The organism is Hugenholtzia roseola DSM 9546, assembly GCF_000422585.1.
In the GTDB taxonomy this organism is placed as follows: domain Bacteria; phylum Bacteroidota; class Bacteroidia; order Cytophagales; family Bernardetiaceae; genus Hugenholtzia; species Hugenholtzia roseola.
This window is the reverse complement of the sequence record NZ_AUGI01000043.1, coordinates 46,195-62,025: the sequence shown is the minus strand read 5'-3', so window position 1 is coordinate 62,025 and position 15,831 is coordinate 46,195. Positions and strand designations below refer to the sequence as shown.

Annotated in this window: 14 protein-coding genes and 1 tRNA gene; 8 read left to right on the top strand and 7 right to left on the bottom strand. The window is 41.4% G+C overall.

The genetic code is table 11. The features are described from left to right. The 3 genes from G500_RS25450 to G500_RS22410 form a co-directional block, all read right to left on the bottom strand. A partial coding sequence (locus G500_RS25450) for a transposase family protein (protein WP_027001836.1) occupies positions 1 to 218 on the bottom strand: 218 nt, incomplete at its 3' end. Between the two features lie 60 nt (positions 219 to 278). Next, the gene (locus tag G500_RS22415) at positions 279 to 1,283 is read right to left on the bottom strand and encodes a formylglycine-generating enzyme family protein (RefSeq protein ID WP_086047822.1); all 1,005 of its coding nucleotides are present in this window, start codon (positions 1,281 to 1,283) and stop codon (positions 279 to 281) included. 322 nt (positions 1,284 to 1,605) lie between these two features. Further along, a complete protein-coding gene (locus G500_RS22410) occupies positions 1,606 to 2,475 on the bottom strand; it encodes a formylglycine-generating enzyme family protein (protein WP_161626083.1) in 870 nt (289 codons plus the stop codon). Positions 2,476 to 2,752: 277 nt separating this feature from the next. On the opposite strand from G500_RS22410, the gene G500_RS0105325 reads away from it, so the two are divergent. The 3 genes from G500_RS0105325 to dinD all read left to right on the top strand — a co-directional run bounded on the left by G500_RS0105325 (position 2,753) and on the right by dinD (position 5,974). Further along, positions 2,753 to 4,429 (top strand): VWA domain-containing protein, encoded by a 1,677-nt coding sequence (locus G500_RS0105325; RefSeq protein ID WP_161626082.1) that lies wholly within the window; start codon positions 2,753 to 2,755, stop codon positions 4,427 to 4,429. A gap of 214 nt (positions 4,430 to 4,643) precedes the next feature. Then, positions 4,644 to 5,054, top strand: coding sequence for a SpoIIAA family protein (locus G500_RS0105315; RefSeq protein ID WP_027001834.1), 411 nt, complete (start codon positions 4,644 to 4,646; stop codon positions 5,052 to 5,054). Positions 5,055 to 5,119: 65 nt separating this feature from the next. Then, positions 5,120 to 5,974, top strand: a complete 855-nt coding sequence (gene dinD / locus G500_RS0105310) for a DNA damage-inducible protein D (RefSeq protein WP_027001833.1) — start codon at positions 5,120 to 5,122, stop codon at positions 5,972 to 5,974. A gap of 120 nt (positions 5,975 to 6,094) precedes the next feature. On the opposite strand, the gene yaaA is transcribed toward dinD, so the two are convergent. Beyond that, a complete protein-coding gene (yaaA, locus tag G500_RS0105305; RefSeq protein ID WP_027001832.1) occupies positions 6,095 to 6,904 on the bottom strand; it encodes a peroxide stress protein YaaA in 810 nt (269 codons plus the stop codon). 142 nt (positions 6,905 to 7,046) lie between these two features. Between yaaA and G500_RS0105300 the strand changes: the two genes are divergently transcribed. From G500_RS0105300 to G500_RS0105285, 3 genes are all read left to right on the top strand, one after another. Next, entirely contained in the window at positions 7,047 to 8,453 is a 1,407-nt protein-coding gene (locus tag G500_RS0105300; protein WP_027001831.1) for a TIGR00341 family protein, read from the top strand. A gap of 307 nt (positions 8,454 to 8,760) precedes the next feature. After that, on the top strand, positions 8,761 to 9,126 hold the full coding sequence (gene folB, locus G500_RS0105290) for a dihydroneopterin aldolase (RefSeq protein ID WP_027001829.1): 366 nt from the start codon (positions 8,761 to 8,763) through the stop codon (positions 9,124 to 9,126). Between the two features lie 102 nt (positions 9,127 to 9,228). Further along, complete coding sequence (locus tag G500_RS0105285; RefSeq protein ID WP_051203302.1) at positions 9,229 to 10,608, top strand: protoporphyrinogen/coproporphyrinogen oxidase; 1,380 nt, start codon at positions 9,229 to 9,231, stop codon at positions 10,606 to 10,608. A 291-nt stretch (positions 10,609 to 10,899) separates the two neighbouring features. Here G500_RS0105285 and G500_RS0105280 read toward each other — a convergent pair whose 3' ends face one another. After that, on the bottom strand, positions 10,900 to 11,511 hold the full coding sequence (locus G500_RS0105280) for a hypothetical protein (protein ID WP_027001827.1): 612 nt from the start codon (positions 11,509 to 11,511) through the stop codon (positions 10,900 to 10,902). A gap of 111 nt (positions 11,512 to 11,622) precedes the next feature. Between G500_RS0105280 and G500_RS25940 the strand changes: the two genes are divergently transcribed. Together G500_RS25940 and G500_RS0105265 are read left to right on the top strand one after the other, a co-directional pair. Next, positions 11,623 to 11,793 carry a hypothetical protein gene (locus G500_RS25940; protein WP_161626081.1) on the top strand — a complete coding sequence of 57 codons (171 nt, stop codon included), beginning with the start codon at positions 11,623 to 11,625 and terminating at the stop codon, positions 11,791 to 11,793. A gap of 425 nt (positions 11,794 to 12,218) precedes the next feature. Continuing rightward, a tRNA-His gene (locus G500_RS0105265) sits at positions 12,219 to 12,294 on the top strand. Positions 12,295 to 12,557: 263 nt separating this feature from the next. Here G500_RS0105265 and G500_RS0105255 read toward each other — a convergent pair. Both G500_RS0105255 and G500_RS0105250 read right to left on the bottom strand, forming a co-directional pair. Beyond that, positions 12,558 to 13,511, bottom strand: a complete 954-nt coding sequence (locus tag G500_RS0105255) for a hydrogen peroxide-inducible genes activator (RefSeq protein ID WP_027001824.1) — start codon at positions 13,509 to 13,511, stop codon at positions 12,558 to 12,560. Between the two features lie 70 nt (positions 13,512 to 13,581). Then, positions 13,582 to 15,807, bottom strand: coding sequence for a S9 family peptidase (locus G500_RS0105250; RefSeq protein ID WP_027001823.1), 2,226 nt, complete (start codon positions 15,805 to 15,807; stop codon positions 13,582 to 13,584). Positions 15,808 to 15,831: the final 24 nt, after the last annotated feature.

Genomic DNA, 15,831 nt, shown 5'->3' with positions numbered 1-15,831 from the left:
CTATGAAAGGTTACATGGCTGGGGACACCATGTTTTAGCTTGAAATGCCGAACAAACAAATCTTCTTGAGCTTTACAAAAAGATGCCATTTTACGGCTACTTTCATAACCACAAGCAATGCTTAGAAATATCATCCACATCATCGCATCAAACGGATAGCGTTGCCCGACCCGACGACGAGGGTCTTGCATTTGGCTGATAAAGAGAGAAAAGTCCATAAACCAAATTTTGTTTCGCAGTAGAAAATGCAAAGATAGCTTTTTTTACAGAACTTAACATCACTGCCCTCTGGCGGCGTACTCCCACTGCGCCTCCGAAGGCAGAGAGCCGCCATAGAAGCGGCAAAATTCAGATGCGCCATACCACGTTACAAATACAACAGGGTGATTTTCAAAACCTGATTGGGGTTGCCAATTATTACCTACTTTTTTCACTCCCCATACATCTTCATGAATCATCTTCTGCCCTTTGTGCTCGCCCTTCTTTACCATATCGCTGCCGTATTCATTCAAAAAAGCGGCATATTGGGCGTTTGTAATTTCGGTTTCACTAAGCCAAAAATCCGTTAGCGTTACGGAATGGACAGGTTTTTCATTATCTTGACAATTTCCATCTCGCTGCTCGTCGCAGCCCATAAGAAAAGTGCCGCCCTCTACTTTGATAAGTTTGATGCCGTTGGGTAGGGTGCGGGTTTCGGCTCGGTTGTCCTCGACGGCAGGAGTACTTCCTTTGCCACTCCCTATTTCTGCAATCTTCATCTCACTGATGACCCCTTTATCACTGCGATTAAAAGTTAGGCGAAACTCTAAATCGTACTGACGATTCTGAACCTTTCTATTCATATAATATCCACGCACTTCTTTCTTCACAAAAACGGAAATATACCAATTTCCATCTTGGCGAAAGACATTCCCAAAACGAGGTTCGCCGATAAATTTAGCACTAACTCCCTGATTGTACCAAAGCAACAAGTAGTTGATGTAAGTGTTTAAAGGCAAATTTTTGCTCGTCTTTTCCTCAGGGTCAAGGTCGTTATAAAGCAAGCAATTCGCTCGGTAGAATTGTTCGCGAAAAGAAGCCGCAATATATTGCTCACGCTCCTCAAAAGAGAGGTTTTCCGAATCGCCCAACAAATTGATATATTGATGGTAGTTTTCTAATAGCTGTTTTGCTTTTTGGTGGATAATGCTTTTCTGTTCGGAAGAAATTTGTGCCTGCAAGACCTGAACAAAGCAAAAGAACATACAACAAAAAAACAAAGCAATGAATCGTGATACTTTCATAGAGAGTAAAATTTTAAAATAAAATCAGAAACAATAATTTTCCCCAAAATCCTATCTCAATTTCGGGGAAAATAGATGATACAAAACAATTTTATCAAGTTTTAATACAAAATAAAGTTTAGTTACTAAACCCTAAAATTTTTAAAGTCCTTTTAGAGTTTGAACCTAACTTCGGACAAGGTAATGCCTACACAAGTATTTTCGTAGGCACAAACGCACCGAATTATCCAAACTATGTGCAAATTGAACCAACGTTTTTTTTCAATCCTGCTATGCGGACAAGGCAATGCCTTGTCCCTACAAAAAGTAAAAGCGAAAAGCGTTACTGCCTGAGGGACAAACGAAAGCCGTAGTTGCTGCCCCAATAAGTAGAACTGACCCTGAAACGGTTGGCAGAGCGGCAGTAGTTGTTAAAGTCGAACCATGAACCGCCATGCAAAAGCTTGTATTTAGATACTTTGTTATTCAAAAGATTTTGCTCTTTTGCGTCTTCGGTTTCATAAAACCGCTCGTCCCAATAATCCTCACACCATTCCCACAAGTTACCGCTCATATCATACAAGCCTAATTCATTCGGCTTTTTTTGGCGTACAGGACTCATGCCATTGATGTTAGTTGTTTTTATATACCACGCCACCTCATCTAAATTATTAGAACCTGCGTATTTGTAGCCTTTGCTTTTATTACCGCCTCTTGCAGCATATTCCCACTGCGCCTCCGAAGGCAGAGAGCCGCCATAAAAACGGCAAAATTCAGATGCACCATACCAACTCACATAGATAACAGGCTGATTTTCATAGCCATTCTCTACTACATAGCGACTGTCCTGTTTAGAAATGCGGCATTTTTCAGTTTTATAACTACCACTTAGGTTTATCCACTTTTCTAAATCTGCTTTTGAAGGTTGTTTTTCATTCAAAAAAGCGGCATATTGGGCATTGGTAATTTCGGTTTCACTAAGCCAAAAATCTGTTAGTGTTACCGAATGAACAGGCTTGTCATCATCATTACAATTTCCATCTCGCTGCTCGTCGCAGCCCATAAGAAAAGTGCCGCCCTCTACTTTTATGAGCTTGATGCCGTTGGGTAGGGTTCTGCCTGCTACCTTTGCAGTTTCAGAGTCTTCTTGCGCTAACAATGCCCCTGAAAAAAGGCAGAGCGCGAAGAAAAAGAGTTTTTGGTGTAATTTCATGTTTGTTGCGATTTTAGCCCTCAAAAAGGCGATTTCTTTATCTTTTTTTCTTGTTTTCTCAAAAAAAACCTCGCCGACGGCTAAAAGCATCGACAACGGTTGAAAGATAGTGCTTTTTGTTAAAAAATAAAAAAGAACAACCGATTATTTTAAGCCCTCGATAGGGCAAATACTTATTTTTTGTCCGATATAAAACCCTCGCCAAAGGACAAGCCCCGCGATGGCGGCTCAAAAACAATTCCTTTGCTGGTTTGTTGTTATTCAAATCTTTTACAATATGGGATTATACGAGTTAGATGAGGCTTTTAGCCGCTTTATAGAGTTTGGGAAAATCTTCGACCGCCCCACACGCCGCTATCTGGTGCAGTATCTACACCTCAAATTGCAAGGCGTAGAAGGCGACAAACAGCAGGCTGCCGCACTTTCTACCCAAGAATTAAGTGCAGCACAGGCGCGTTATTTTCAGTATCTAAATAAATCTTTGGATAAAATTTTTGAAAATGACAAAATTATAGAGCTTTCAAAAGGCAATGAACGCCTCACAGGGCAGGTCATCGAAGACATCATCAAATGGCTACGCGATACCGATAAAAAAATTCAATCCGAAAATCCGTATCAGGAGGAAAAAGACAAATTTGACGCTTGGTCGCACATGCCTACACACCTTTGGTTAGAAGAATATCCTATCTTGTTTCAGTATCTTTCAAGTATTTATTTGCCACAAGAATTAGATTTGGATTTCTACAAAAAAAAGATAGAAAGCCTCAAAGCGGAAACCTTAACCTATATCCAATCGCCTGACTATCAGGTGCAAAGTGAGAAAAAATCACCCTTCGATATCTTGCTTGCCGACTTTTTAGCCCAATGGGACGCATTGCTTACCGCTAAAATTTTAGCCTACCAATTTGAAGAAATTGAGCGCGAAAGAGAGCTTTTTTGTCAGCTTTTATATGCCAAAGTGGAGGAGCTAATGAAACTTTTAGAGCTTGTCGCGCCCTTTGCCATGGAAGCAGGGCGATATTGGGATATGTCGCGCGATTTATGGGAAAATACAGGTTTTGATGTCTTGAAAAAATATGCAGTTTTGCTCGAAAAGGAAGATTCCTTACGTGAGCTTGTCGATATGCTGGGCAAGATGCGCGAGGCACAAATCGAAACCGAAGAAGAGGAGTGGAAAGAAGTTGTGGTGCAGAAAGAATGGGTGCGCGACCCCTATCAGAAAGACGAAATAAACGGTCTGCGCAAAGGAAACGACCTTAGCTTGATGCTGCCCTCCGAAGCCGCTTTGCTTTCCGAAGCCCTTACCGAAACCCTTTTTCTGAAAAAATATGCCGATAGTTCGCTGCTTTCTTTTCAATACGAAGGAAAAAAACTCATCAAAAGCGAAAAAATCTTACATCATACCCAACAAAAACAAAAACGGCGCGAAAAGGGTGCTTTTATCGTCTGCATCGATACCAGCGGCTCGATGCATGGCTTGCCCGCTCATATTGCCAAAACACTCGCCTTTGGTATCCTCAAAATGGCGGCACAAGATAGAAGGAAAGCCTTTTTAATCTCTTTTGCAATAGGTATTAAAACCATTCCCTTACACGATATTGCCAATTCTTTGGAAAATATTGTAGATTTTTTAGCCATGTCCTTCGATGGCGGCACAGACGCTACCCCTGCCCTAACCGAAGCCCTCGACATTCTTTCCCAAAAAGCCTACAAAGATGCTGACGTTTTGATGGTTTCCGATTTTGTGATGTACGACCTGCGCCAAGACCACATCAAGCGCATCAAACAAGAGCAGCAGCGCGGCACCGCCTTTCATAGCCTTGCGATTTCCAAACAAGGCAACCCCGCCGTGATTGAAATTTTTGACCATAATTGGATTTATGACCCCGAAGAAAAGCAGGTCATCAAACAAATTTGGGAAGATTTGCAAATCATTCGCCACCGCGAACTTTAAAGCCGCTAAAAAAACTAAAAAAAATTTCAACACAACGAAAACGCTTTTCTGACGTTTCTAAGAGAGTGTACCTTTCATAAAAAATTCTAAAAAAAATCGCGTCATATTGACACAAAAACGCGAAAAAGTCCTATCTCCTTTTTGAATACCTAAAAATTAGCGGCATTTTTTCAGACAATTATATTTCCCTTTTTTAAGATTCACAAAAATTCACATGGAAATTTTGATAGAAAAAGAAGGCGTTTCGCTTACTTTCGAGCCGACGCAAAACTACATGCGCCTGCTTTTCAAGGGCAGCGTTTCCGACGACGACTACAAAGCCGTCTTTAATATGGGCTTGGAAAAGTCCATCGAGCTAAATTGCCACCGCCTACTCTTAGACCACCGCAAAGCAGGCTACGTGAGCATGTCGGCACGCGCTTGGCTTGTAGTCAAATGGATTCCCGAAACCAAAAGGCGTATCCCCGAACAGACGCATCGAAAGACTGCCATTCTGTCTTCTTCGCATATCCTACACAAAACAGGCATGAACTATATCTTGGAAGCCGTTTCGAAAAATACAAGCCAGCAAACGCGCTATTTTAGCGACGAAGAGGCGGCTTTGGCTTGGCTTTTGAGCGAATAAGGGGCTGCTTCCAGACCGATTAGGCGAATTATTTTTGTTATTATCTCACTCAAATACAGATACTTATGAACAAACTTACCATTGAAAAGCTCCGCAAACAGTTTGAAGAATCGGCACACAAAGACAAAGAGGAAGTAGAATTTTGGTATGCTCGCGAATTGAAAGCCTTGCTCAATTATAGCCTTTGGCAAAACTTTCAGAATGTAATTGAAAAAGCAAAGGTTTCCTGTGCTAATAGCGGTCAAAAAGTAGCCGACAACTTCAAAGATGTGCAGCGCGTCCAGACCATGTGGAATGGGGGCGAGCGAAAAGTAGCCGACCTACAACTGACGCGCTACGCCTGTTATCTAATTGCACAAAATGCCGACCCCGCTAAAAAAGAAGTCGCTTTTGCACAGACCTACTTTTCCCTACAAACGCGCAAGCAGGAACTTTTAGAGCAAAGGCTCAAAGAAAAAGAACGCCTCCAAGAGCGCAAACTCCTGCACCAAACCGAAAAGCAATTGAGCCGAAGTATGCTCGAAAGAGGGTTGGAAAAAGACGAAGTGCGCCACATCAGGCGCAAAGGCGACAAAGAACTCTTTGGCGGTATGGGCAGTCGCGACCTCAAAGCCCAGCTCGATGTGCCACTGCATCAGCCCCTTAATAATTTTTTGAGCAGTGTTGTTTTGAGTGCCAAGCGTTTTGCAGCCTCCCTGACCTTCCTCAACGTCGAGCATCAAGACCTACAAGACAAAGACAGCATTTCGGCGGCACACAAAAGCAGTAATCAGGCTGTGCGCGAAACTTTTATCGCCCAGACGCAAATCAGACCCGAAGAACTCCCTGCCGAAGAAGATTTGAGTGCCATTCGAAGCCGCCTCAAAGAAGAGGAAAAAGTGGTCTTCAAATTAGAAATTAAATCTAAAAAAAGAAAATAGTCCGATTTGAAAATATGTAGTTAGGACAATACCAATATTGTCCTAACTATGCCCAAACAGGCTAAAAACGTTTTTCAAACCTACAAAGAAAATAAAAAATTAAAAGATAAAAAAACGAAGCTATCTACCAAAAACCCAATCGCACTCGGTAGAAAGGTCGGCTAAAAATTGATAACGCTCGTCCTGAAAACTTTTAAGGGCTTCGGGGTCTTGTATTTGGTGCTGAATGGCGAAGCGTGCCATGCGCCCTCTGGCTTTTTTGGCAAAAATGGCAACAACGCTATAACGGTTGCCCTTTTTTTCTTTAAAGTGAATATTGATAACTTTTTCTTTAAGTTTTTTTGTAAAACTTTTTGTCTGAATGGCTTTGAAATATTCCTGCGAAGCCAAATTGACTATCTTTTGCTCACCTGCCAACGCCAAAAGACGCTGGGAAAGTTTTTCGCCCCAAAATTCGTATAAATTTTTAAAGGTAAAATCAGATTCGCCTTCTTTTACTTTGCCTTTTAAAGCAGTTTTCATTTCTAAGCGATAAGGCTGTATGGAGTCCAAAGGTTGTAAGATGCCATACAGACCCGACAAAATAAGTAGGTGTTTTTGTGCAAAAAGCAATTCTTTTTCCGAAAAATCGCGTGCTTCTAACCCTTCATAGACATCGCCTTGAAAGGCAAAGATGGCAGGTTTCTGTTGGTGCGCCCTTTCAAAGGTAGGGTCAAAGGTTTTGAAGCGTCCCTGATTGAGCAGTGCCAATTTGGGGCTAATTTGCATCAAAGATTCCAATTCGGCAGTGTCGAATTTTTTTAATAAAGCCACCAAATTTTCGATTTCTGTCTGAAAATAAGGCTTCTGCAAAGGCAGGGTTTGCTTTTTTTCCAAAAGGTGTGCCGTTTCAAAATCTTGCGTCTTGGAAGGCGATAAGAGTAAAATCATAGGTAGGAAGGTTGTGAGATTGCAAAAATAGTGTATTTTTGCCGATAAGAAACGGCAATTCGAAACGCTTATCAGAAGCAACACCCTATTTTGCAAGCCTATCTTTTTTTATTTTGCCTACGTTTTATCTTATCCAAAAGACATGGAAAACCTAATCTTTCGCGTGCGCACTTTTTTGAATATTCGTGATAGCTCGGATATTCCCAAAACCATTTCAGAAATAGAAACAAACATAGAGCTAAAAGGCTACAATGTTTGGATTTTAGCCTGCGCCGCGCTTCTTGCTTCCATTGGTTTGGATACCAATTCTACGGCGGTTATCATTGGTGCGATGTTAATTTCGCCGCTGATGTCGCCCATTTTAGGGGTTGGGCTTTCTTTGGGCATACAAGATAGAGAGATGCTCATTCGCTCGGTGCGCAATTTGGCAGTGGCAACCTTGGCAAGTTTGGGAACAAGTTTTATTTATTTCAATATCACGCCTTTGGGCGAGGCTACCCCCGAAATTTTGGCACGCACACAGCCTACGCTTTTAGATGTTGCTGTTGCACTTTTTGGAGGTATTGCAGGTATCGTTTCGGGTTCGCGCAAAGAAAAGACCAACGCCATACCGGGCGTAGCGATAGCAACGGCTTTGATGCCGCCACTTTGTGCGTCGGGGTTTGGCTTGGCAACGGGAAATTGGGCGGTTTTTTTGGGTGCTTTTTATCTCTTTTTTATCAATGCCGTTTTTATTAGTCTTTCTACCTTTGTAGTAGTCAAATATTTGCGCTTTCCTGTAAAAGAATATTTAGACAAAAAAACAGAAAATAAAGTAACACGACTTTTGTTAGCATTTTTAATCGTAATCCTAACGCCAAGCGTCTATTTTCTATACACTGTTTATCAGCAAACACAAACACAAAAGCTAATAGAAACCTTAGTAATCAATAAGTTACGTACCAACGAAAGCGAGGTTTTGAAGTGGGAGGTCTATGACGCTGATAGCCTACAACAGGTAAAGATATACCTTTCGGGAACAAATATTTCCGAAGCCCAAAAACAAAGTTATGATAGTACCTTAGCGGCTAATGGGCTTAAAAAGCACAAAGTTTCTATTTTTAGAGTCAATATGTCGCGCGAGGAAGTGGCAAAATTGAGTGCCGAAGTCATGCAAAATACCCTCAAAACCATCGAGATACAGACGCGCGAATTGGCAGCCAAAGTAGAAGAAAAGAAAGAAGAAATTTTACAACAAGAACAAAACATTGGCGAACTAAGGGGCGAAATGGAAGCCCTCTTTCCCGACCTCGAACATTTTTCTATGGGCGAAGTGGTGAGCAGCCGTCGAGATTCGCTTTTGCACTTAGATACGCTCACTACTGTTATCATTTCTTGGAAAATGCCGCAAGAAGACCCCAAAATCAGCCGCTACGCACAGCAACTCAAAAGGCAGGAATGGCAGGCAGAAAAGGCAGAGAAAAACCAGAAACTATACCGTTTTTTCAAACAAAGACTCAATAAAGATACGCTTTATTTGGTAAATGAGCCATTGCCAACCCTCAAATAAATGGCGTGTTTTGAATCAAAAAAAACTTCAACGTTTTACTATTACAACAAAAAACAATAACTTTGTGCCATAAAACAAGGCGTTGTTACAACGGTCAGAAAGTCAAAAAAAGTGGGGGCTTCGCACAAACCTCCTGACCCCCCACCCTGCCCTCCCCCCATAGGGGAGGGTTCGAAAACCAAATCATTTTTTTATGCGAGCATAAAAAAATGATACCGAATAAAAGCCCCTCCCTTTGGGGGAGGGGTTTGGGGTGGGGTGCATTTAAAGCTTTTATCCTTGCAACAATGCCATAAAACAACCGACTATGGGAAAAATCAGTTTAGAAGGCATGGAATTTTTCGCCAAACATGGCGTATATGAGCAAGAGCGCGTTATCGGCAATCGCTATCGCGTAGATGTGGAAGTGGAAGCCTCACTTTGGCAGGCAGCATTGAGCGACAAGGTCGAGGATACGATAGATTATGGAAAAATTTATCATATCGTAGAAAAAGAAATCTATAAGCCCGCTCACCTTTTAGAGCATTTGGCAGGCAATATTTTAAACCATCTTTTTCTACAAATTGTGGAAATAGAAAAAGCGCAAGTAAGCGTCTATAAGTACAATGCACCCATTGGGGGGCTTTGCACTTGGGCAAAAGTTACGCTTTCAAAGAGCCGCAGCGAAAAGTAGCCGCCTACAAAAGGCAAGCAAGCGGCTTATTTTGCACCCCAAAGGAAATTTTTTGTAATTTTGAGCGCATCAAATCCTCACCCTCTTTCCCATTCGATACCGATGGCACAACAAACGACTCCTCACGAAAAAACGCAACCTACCGAATTGCTCGATGTCTTGGTAGTAGGTGGCGGCTTGGCAGGGCTTACAGCAGCGGTGCGCCTGCACCGTCGCGGTTTGCACGTAAAGATTTTAGAAGCGACAGAGCGCGTAGGCGGACGCATCAAAACCGACGTACTACATGGGTTTCGTTTAGATAGAGGCTTTCAGGTCTTGCCTTTGGCATACCCCGAAACCAAGCGCATGCTTAACTATAAAAAGTTGAATTTGAAGAAGTTTGGGACAGGCGCATTAGTACATTTAGACAATGGCAAGATTGCAGAAATTGCAGACCCCCTACGTAGCCCCGCCACAGTAGGCAGGACGCTCAAAGCTCCTATCGCAAGTTGGGCGGATAAAATTCGTATGCTCTTAGTCAAGACCGAAATTTTAGCCAAAACAGAAAAGGAAATTTTTGAGCAACCCGAAACAACGACCTTAGCAGCCCTACGCCAATATGGTTTTAAGTCTAAAATGATAGAAAACTTTTTCGAGCCTTTTTTAGGGGGCATTTTTTTAGAAAAAGACTTGCAGACTTCTAACCGTATGTTCGATTTTGTCTTTCAAATGTTTTCTGCCGACTCTGTCGCGATTCCAGCCTTAGGCATGGAGGAAATTCCCAAGCAGTTGGCTGCCGAATTGCCGCAGGAGTGTATTCTCTGCCAAGAGCGCGTTGTGGCAATAGAAGAAAAATCATACCAAAAAGCAAACCAAGATTTTAGTTATTACAGTGTGCTAACAGAAAAAGGCGAGCGATTCGAGGCGCGAAAGGTCTTGTTAGCCACAGAGGAAAATTCCTTTTTGGCGCAATTTCGCCCACAAAGGCTTGCCCAGTCGCGCCCTCCGCGTCAGGTTACCTGCCTCTATTTTTCAGCCACCGAAGCACCCTACAAAAAGCCCATCTTAGCCCTCAATGCAGCAAAGGCGAGCTATCAAAATCAGGCGCGTTTGGTCAATAATTTTATGGTCATGGATAGCGTTGCGCCCGATTATGCACCCAAAGGGCAGCACCTTATCAGCGTTTCCATCAATGATTACTATGCCGATTCGATGGGCTACCTTGCCCCAGAGGAGGAGCAAACGCTTGTCGAGCGCGTAAAGCGCGAACTTTCCCTTTGGTATCCGCAGTCTGTTGACACGTGGCAATTTCTCAAAAGCTATTCCATTGCCTATGCCCTGCCAAACCAAATGCACGTCAGGCAGCAGAGTGCAGCAGAGGAAATTCGTATCCAACCCAATCTCTACCTTGCAGGCGACTATCTCCTTAATGGCTCTATCAATGCAGCCATGAAAGCAGGCAGAACTGCCGCCACGCTTATTGGAGATGATTTAGAGGGATAAATTAGCTACGCAACTTAGGGAAATGATTTATGTTTTTTGTTTTAAAACAAGATAAAATAAGATTTTCAAGTTGTATCCTATGGCGTTGTTCTAACGGTAAAATCTCATATTGCACCCCTGCACTTCTCGAAAGAGCGGGCAGGGGTGCAGCCTTTTCAAATGCTGCAAAAAATCTTGTGCCTCAAATTTTGAGCAAAATAAAATTTGGTCTGAACTCTATTTTTTGGTCTGGAAACGCTTTTTTATTTCAATCTCAATACGGATAAAGCCGTAACTTTCCCCTCTGCCCTTTTATTCTTTTATATATTTTTCCGTTTTTTCGTATAAATTCGGATTTAGGAGATTGCGTAAGATATAATTTTTTAGTTCAATGCTATTATTAAACTTAGGATTTTTTTCAGAAAGCAACACCAACTCCACTTCTTGGCTTGTCAGGGTTTGTACTTTGTAGAGATAATAAACCTCTGTGGGCGCAACAGCCGTCATTTCTGTTCCTTCCAAAACGCGCACCTGCAAGAAAGGCACTCCCTTTAAATAGGTCAGATGCCCTGCATAAAAACGCTTTTCATACACGCCTGTCGTTGCATTGTAGGCGTTTTCCTCTATTTTGTAGCGAAATCTATCTTGTCTATCAATCGTGAAAAAGTTTTTAGAGCCACTTTTTAGTCGCCATCTTCCTAAAAAACGCTGTTCAGTTGGCACTTTGGGCAAATCTATGGGTACATCTGATTCATAGGGGCAGGCAGTACAAAAAAATAGTGTAAAAAGCAAGAAAAGTAACTTTATAGTTGTATTTTTTTTACAATAAAAAAGAGAATTGAATAAAGGCAGCCGCTTCTCCTTTGCCGTCTTGTCCTTTGAACCCATTAAAATAAGACTTGAAAATACAACAACGCGCTTCATAACTTAGGTAAGAAAATTGTGTTTTTTGGTCTGAAACAGAAGATAGCAACTTAGCAGTTTCTAAAAGAAACTAAAAAAAACACGTTCAAAGACATTTTTAAAAACTTTTCCATGAAAATACATAATCTTTTTATCCTTAGGCAAAAAGAACGCCAAATCTTTTTCCGCATACCTCATGCCTCGCCCTTGAAAAACACTGAAAAAACACGACTCAAAACACAAGATAGGTGCGTTTTAGGCTACAAATTAGCCCAAGCCACCTCTTTTTTCGGCTTTTTCTAAAAGAACACAACTTTGCAAACCTTTGACCTTATCGGATAGACGTGCCAAAAATACAAATTCAATGCCCTACCTGCAAATTTAAAAGCAGAAAGATAAGCAGAAATCCACAAAAGGCAAAACGCGAAGGGAGAAAGCAGTAGCCTTTTGCGAAAAGCAGGGAGGTAGGAAAAAAGGTAAAAAGTATGGCTAAAAGGGATTTTTTTTCGTTTTCTTACTGTTTTCTCCTCGATTCGCCCCTAAAAATAGCTTTGAAAAACAGACAGTTAGCGATAAGCAGGCTTTTTTTCGTACTTTTTTGCAAAAAAACAGCGAAAAAAATTTGGAGCTTTCGAAAAAACGCACTACCTTTGCATCATCAAAACGGACGGAAACTAAACAAAAGCCAAAAGCGGTTTACTTTTCATAAGTTTTGGCAAAAATAAGACGGAGGTTGTAGCTCAGCTGGTTAGAGCGTCGGATTGTGGTTCCGAAGGTCGTGGGTTCGAACCCCATCAGTCTCCCTGATTAAAATATGAAAAAGCACCTTATTTAAAATAGGGTGCTTTTTTTGTGTAATGACCTTTGTAGCGCGAAATTACAGCTTCGCACGTCTGAACGCAACGCAAAACAAGAATTTTGTGCTAACTTCGGACAAGGCTCTCACCTGTAGCGCGAAGCTCCAGCTTCGCACGTCTGAACGCAACGCGAAACAAGAATTTTGTGCTAACTTGGGACAAGGCAATGCCTTGTCCCTAGATTTAGGCAAAAAAATAAAAAAACTGTTTTTATGATTTAATAGGTACAATTTTTTTTAGGTCAGATTCTCGCTCTATGTGGCTCGGTAGTTGGCTTAAAATCTCTTGTTTGAGTGCCAAAATGAGCCGCTCCTTGACAAAATACCGATAGCTAACCATGCCAATCTGACGCACAGGTGCGGGCGGCTCGAAATAGCGAATTTGCCCCTTTTCCTCCGCCGATAAGTCCAACAACGCCAAGGCGGGCAAAATCGTGATGCCCTGATGCAATTTCACCATTTTTTTGAGCGTTTCCAGACTTCCCGTTTCAAAATCTAACTGATTTTGTGAAGCATCACGCGCCTTCAATTCACACAAATTCAAGACCTGATGGCGCAAGCAATGTCCCTCTTCTAAAAGCCAAAGTTTAGAAAAATCTAAATCTTTTGGTAAAATATAAACTTTATCTTTTTCTCTATGCGAAGATGCGAAAGTAGGTGAAAAAGCAACAAACTCCTCGTAGAAAAGCGGCATTTCTTTGATTTGCGCCTCGCCCAAAGGCAGGGCTAAAATTCCCACATCAATCGTTTGATTTTCTAACTGTTTTACAATTTCTTCCGTAGTCAATTCATTGATTTTGAGTGAGATAGCCGAATATTTTTCCAAAAAAGATTTCACAAAAAGCGGCAACAAATAAGGCGCAAGCGTAGGGATAATTCCTAATTTTAGCTCGCCTTGTAATAGCGTTTGCTCCTGCTGCACAATTTGGTGCAGACGCTCCTGCTCCTGCAAAATTAGTTGCGCTTGTTTGATGATTTTAAAACCAATTTCGGTAGGAACGATAGGCAATCTGCTTCTATCAAAAATCTTAACTCCCAATTCTTCCTCTAATTTTTTAACCATCTGGCTCAAAGTAGCCTGCGTAACCGAACAGAGGTCGGCTGCCTTGACAAAATTTTGGGTTTGCGCAAGGGCTGTTATGTATTGAAGTTGTTGAAAGTTCATTTTTTTAGCTATAAAAAGTCCTTTTCTATGCTTTGAAAAAGAATAAGAAAAGGACTTATCAAATGAAAAACTATAAATTAAGTAGCCAAAATTTAAGCATTTTATTGTATAAATGAATACGGGTCATGCCCCCATAAATGCCGTGATTTTTGTCGGGATAGTAAAAGGAATCGAAATCCTTATTTGCCTGAATCAACGCCTCCTGAAAGATGACCGCATTTTGAAAATGCACATTGTCGTCGCCTGTTCCATGCACAAGCAAAAACGCACCCTTCAATTTTTTTGCGTGCGTGATGGGCGAATAGGCATCATAACCCGTCGGATTGTCTTGCGGACGCTGCAAAAAACGCTCGGTATAGACCGTATCGTAATAACGCCAACTCGTTACAGGCGCAACGGCGATACCCGCCTTGAAATAATCCGCCCCCAAAGTCATCAGCAAAGACGACATATAACCGCCGTAGCTCCAACCCCAAATGCCTATGCGTGTGGCATCTACATAAGGTAGCGTCGCCAAAAATTTTGCACCATCAATCTGGTCTTGCACCTCTAATTTACCCAAATTTCGGTAGGTAGCTTTTTTGAAAGCCGCTCCACGCGCCTCTGTGCCTCTGTTATCTACCGTAACGACAATGTATCCTTTTTGTACTAAAATTTGATGAAAATAATCATTAGGTCTGCCACCCCAAGCGTTTCTAACTTCTTGTGAAGCCGGACCGCCATAGACATACATCAAAACAGGTAGTTTTTCCTTCTTTTTAATGGAAGCAGGTTTATACATTTGATAATAAATCTTATCACCATTTGAATTAGTAAATTCCCCTATTTCCTTTTTTACCATGCCAAATTTTTGGGTAGTGGTCAGAACCAAACTGTTTTCCGCCAAAACTTTTAGTTCTTTATTTGAATTGGTTTCAAATAAGCGAACCGTAAGGGGAGTAGTTGTGTTAGAATGATTCAGAATATAATAACTAAAATCTTGACTCATATTGACTTCGTGAAAGCCTGCCATAGATGTAAGTTTTTCTTTGTTTTTACCATCTATTTGCATGCGATAGAAGTGTCGTTCTAAGGGCGATACCTCCGTAGAAAGGAAATAAAGCGTAGAAATTTCGCTGCTCTCATCAATGCCAAGTAGCTCTGTTACTTCCCAATTCCCGTTGGTAATTTGAGAAACTAACTGACCATTCATTTCATAAAGATAAAGATGATTGTAACCACTTCGCTCGCTCATCATCACGAATTGCTTGCCGTTCTTCAAATAATGTAGGTCGGAAGTGTATTCGATGTCGATATAAGTATCTTCTTTTTCTTTCAAAACCAAGACACTTTCACCCGTCTGTGCGTTGGTATGATAGAGTTCTAAATTTTGCTGCAAACGGTCTAACTTTCTGATAGCCAGCAAGTTTGCATCTTTTGTCCATTGAACGCGCGGAATGTAGATGTCGGTTTCATTTCCAATTTTTGCTCTTATTTGCGAATCATTTTCTAAATTAAAAATAGAAATGCTAACTTTAGAATTTTGCTCGCCAGCCTTTGGATATTTAAAGTGATAATCTTGGGGATAAAGACTTTTACTGCTCCATAGTTGCATATTGTACTCCTTGACTTGGCTTTCATCAAAGGTATAATAAGCTATTTTTTTGCTGTCTGGCGACCAATAAAAAGCCTGCGCAAAGCCAAATTCCTCTTCATAAACCCAATCCGTAGAGCCATGTATGATTTCATTCCTTTTTCCATCTTTTGTAATGGCAGTTTCCTTCTTCGTGGCTAAATCATAGACAAAAAGATTGTTGTTCTGCACATACGCAACCTTTTTGCCATCAGGCGAAAGCGTCGCATAAGAAATCATTTCACCATTTTTTAGTTTTTCAAATGCTTTATCATTTCTATTGTAAAGATAATAAATGGCTTGGTAGGAACGCCTATAAATAGACTCCTGATTGGTAAGGATTAGAATTTGTGCCTCGTCGCTACCCAACTGATAATCAGACACTTGTATATTGAAATCGCTACCTTCGAACCAAGTTTCTACCGCCTGCCCTGTCGTCAGGTCATATTTTACGATAGCATTGTTGGTAAGTGCCGTATAAAAACTGCCACTTTTCAACCAATTTACAGATTGTACCGATTTTTCATACAATCCTGCCGTAGTATATACCGCTTCTACCGTAAGCGCGTTTTCTGCCTGCTTGCTGTCCGCATTTTTGTTTTTTTTCTGCGCTTGCAGCGGCAAATGTAGGGGGAGGGCAATTCCTAAAAGCAAGAAAAAAGCCCAAAGTCGAAGTTTATTCATGTGAAATAGGTGTTAAAGAGTCAG

What these genes read in the sequence shown, in the direction of transcription:
- G500_RS22415 (WP_086047822.1), bottom strand. Translation starts at nt 1,283, where the DNA reads ATGAAAGTATCACGATTCATTGCTTTGTTTTTTTGTTGTATGTTCTTT.
- G500_RS22410 (WP_161626083.1), bottom strand. Translation starts at nt 2,475, where the DNA reads ATGAAATTACACCAAAAACTCTTTTTCTTCGCGCTCTGCCTTTTTTCA.
- G500_RS0105325 (WP_161626082.1), top strand. Translation starts at nt 2,753, where the DNA reads ATGGGATTATACGAGTTAGATGAGGCTTTTAGCCGCTTTATAGAGTTT.
- G500_RS0105315 (WP_027001834.1), top strand. Translation starts at nt 4,644, where the DNA reads ATGGAAATTTTGATAGAAAAAGAAGGCGTTTCGCTTACTTTCGAGCCG.
- dinD (WP_027001833.1), top strand. Translation starts at nt 5,120, where the DNA reads ATGAACAAACTTACCATTGAAAAGCTCCGCAAACAGTTTGAAGAATCG.
- yaaA (WP_027001832.1), bottom strand. Translation starts at nt 6,904, where the DNA reads ATGATTTTACTCTTATCGCCTTCCAAGACGCAAGATTTTGAAACGGCA.
- G500_RS0105300 (WP_027001831.1), top strand. Translation starts at nt 7,047, where the DNA reads ATGGAAAACCTAATCTTTCGCGTGCGCACTTTTTTGAATATTCGTGAT.
- folB (WP_027001829.1), top strand. Translation starts at nt 8,761, where the DNA reads ATGGGAAAAATCAGTTTAGAAGGCATGGAATTTTTCGCCAAACATGGC.
- G500_RS0105285 (WP_051203302.1), top strand. Translation starts at nt 9,229, where the DNA reads ATGGCACAACAAACGACTCCTCACGAAAAAACGCAACCTACCGAATTG.
- G500_RS0105280 (WP_027001827.1), bottom strand. Translation starts at nt 11,511, where the DNA reads ATGAAGCGCGTTGTTGTATTTTCAAGTCTTATTTTAATGGGTTCAAAG.
- G500_RS25940 (WP_161626081.1), top strand. Translation starts at nt 11,623, where the DNA reads ATGAAAATACATAATCTTTTTATCCTTAGGCAAAAAGAACGCCAAATC.
- G500_RS0105255 (WP_027001824.1), bottom strand. Translation starts at nt 13,511, where the DNA reads ATGAACTTTCAACAACTTCAATACATAACAGCCCTTGCGCAAACCCAA.
- G500_RS0105250 (WP_027001823.1), bottom strand. Translation starts at nt 15,807, where the DNA reads ATGAATAAACTTCGACTTTGGGCTTTTTTCTTGCTTTTAGGAATTGCC.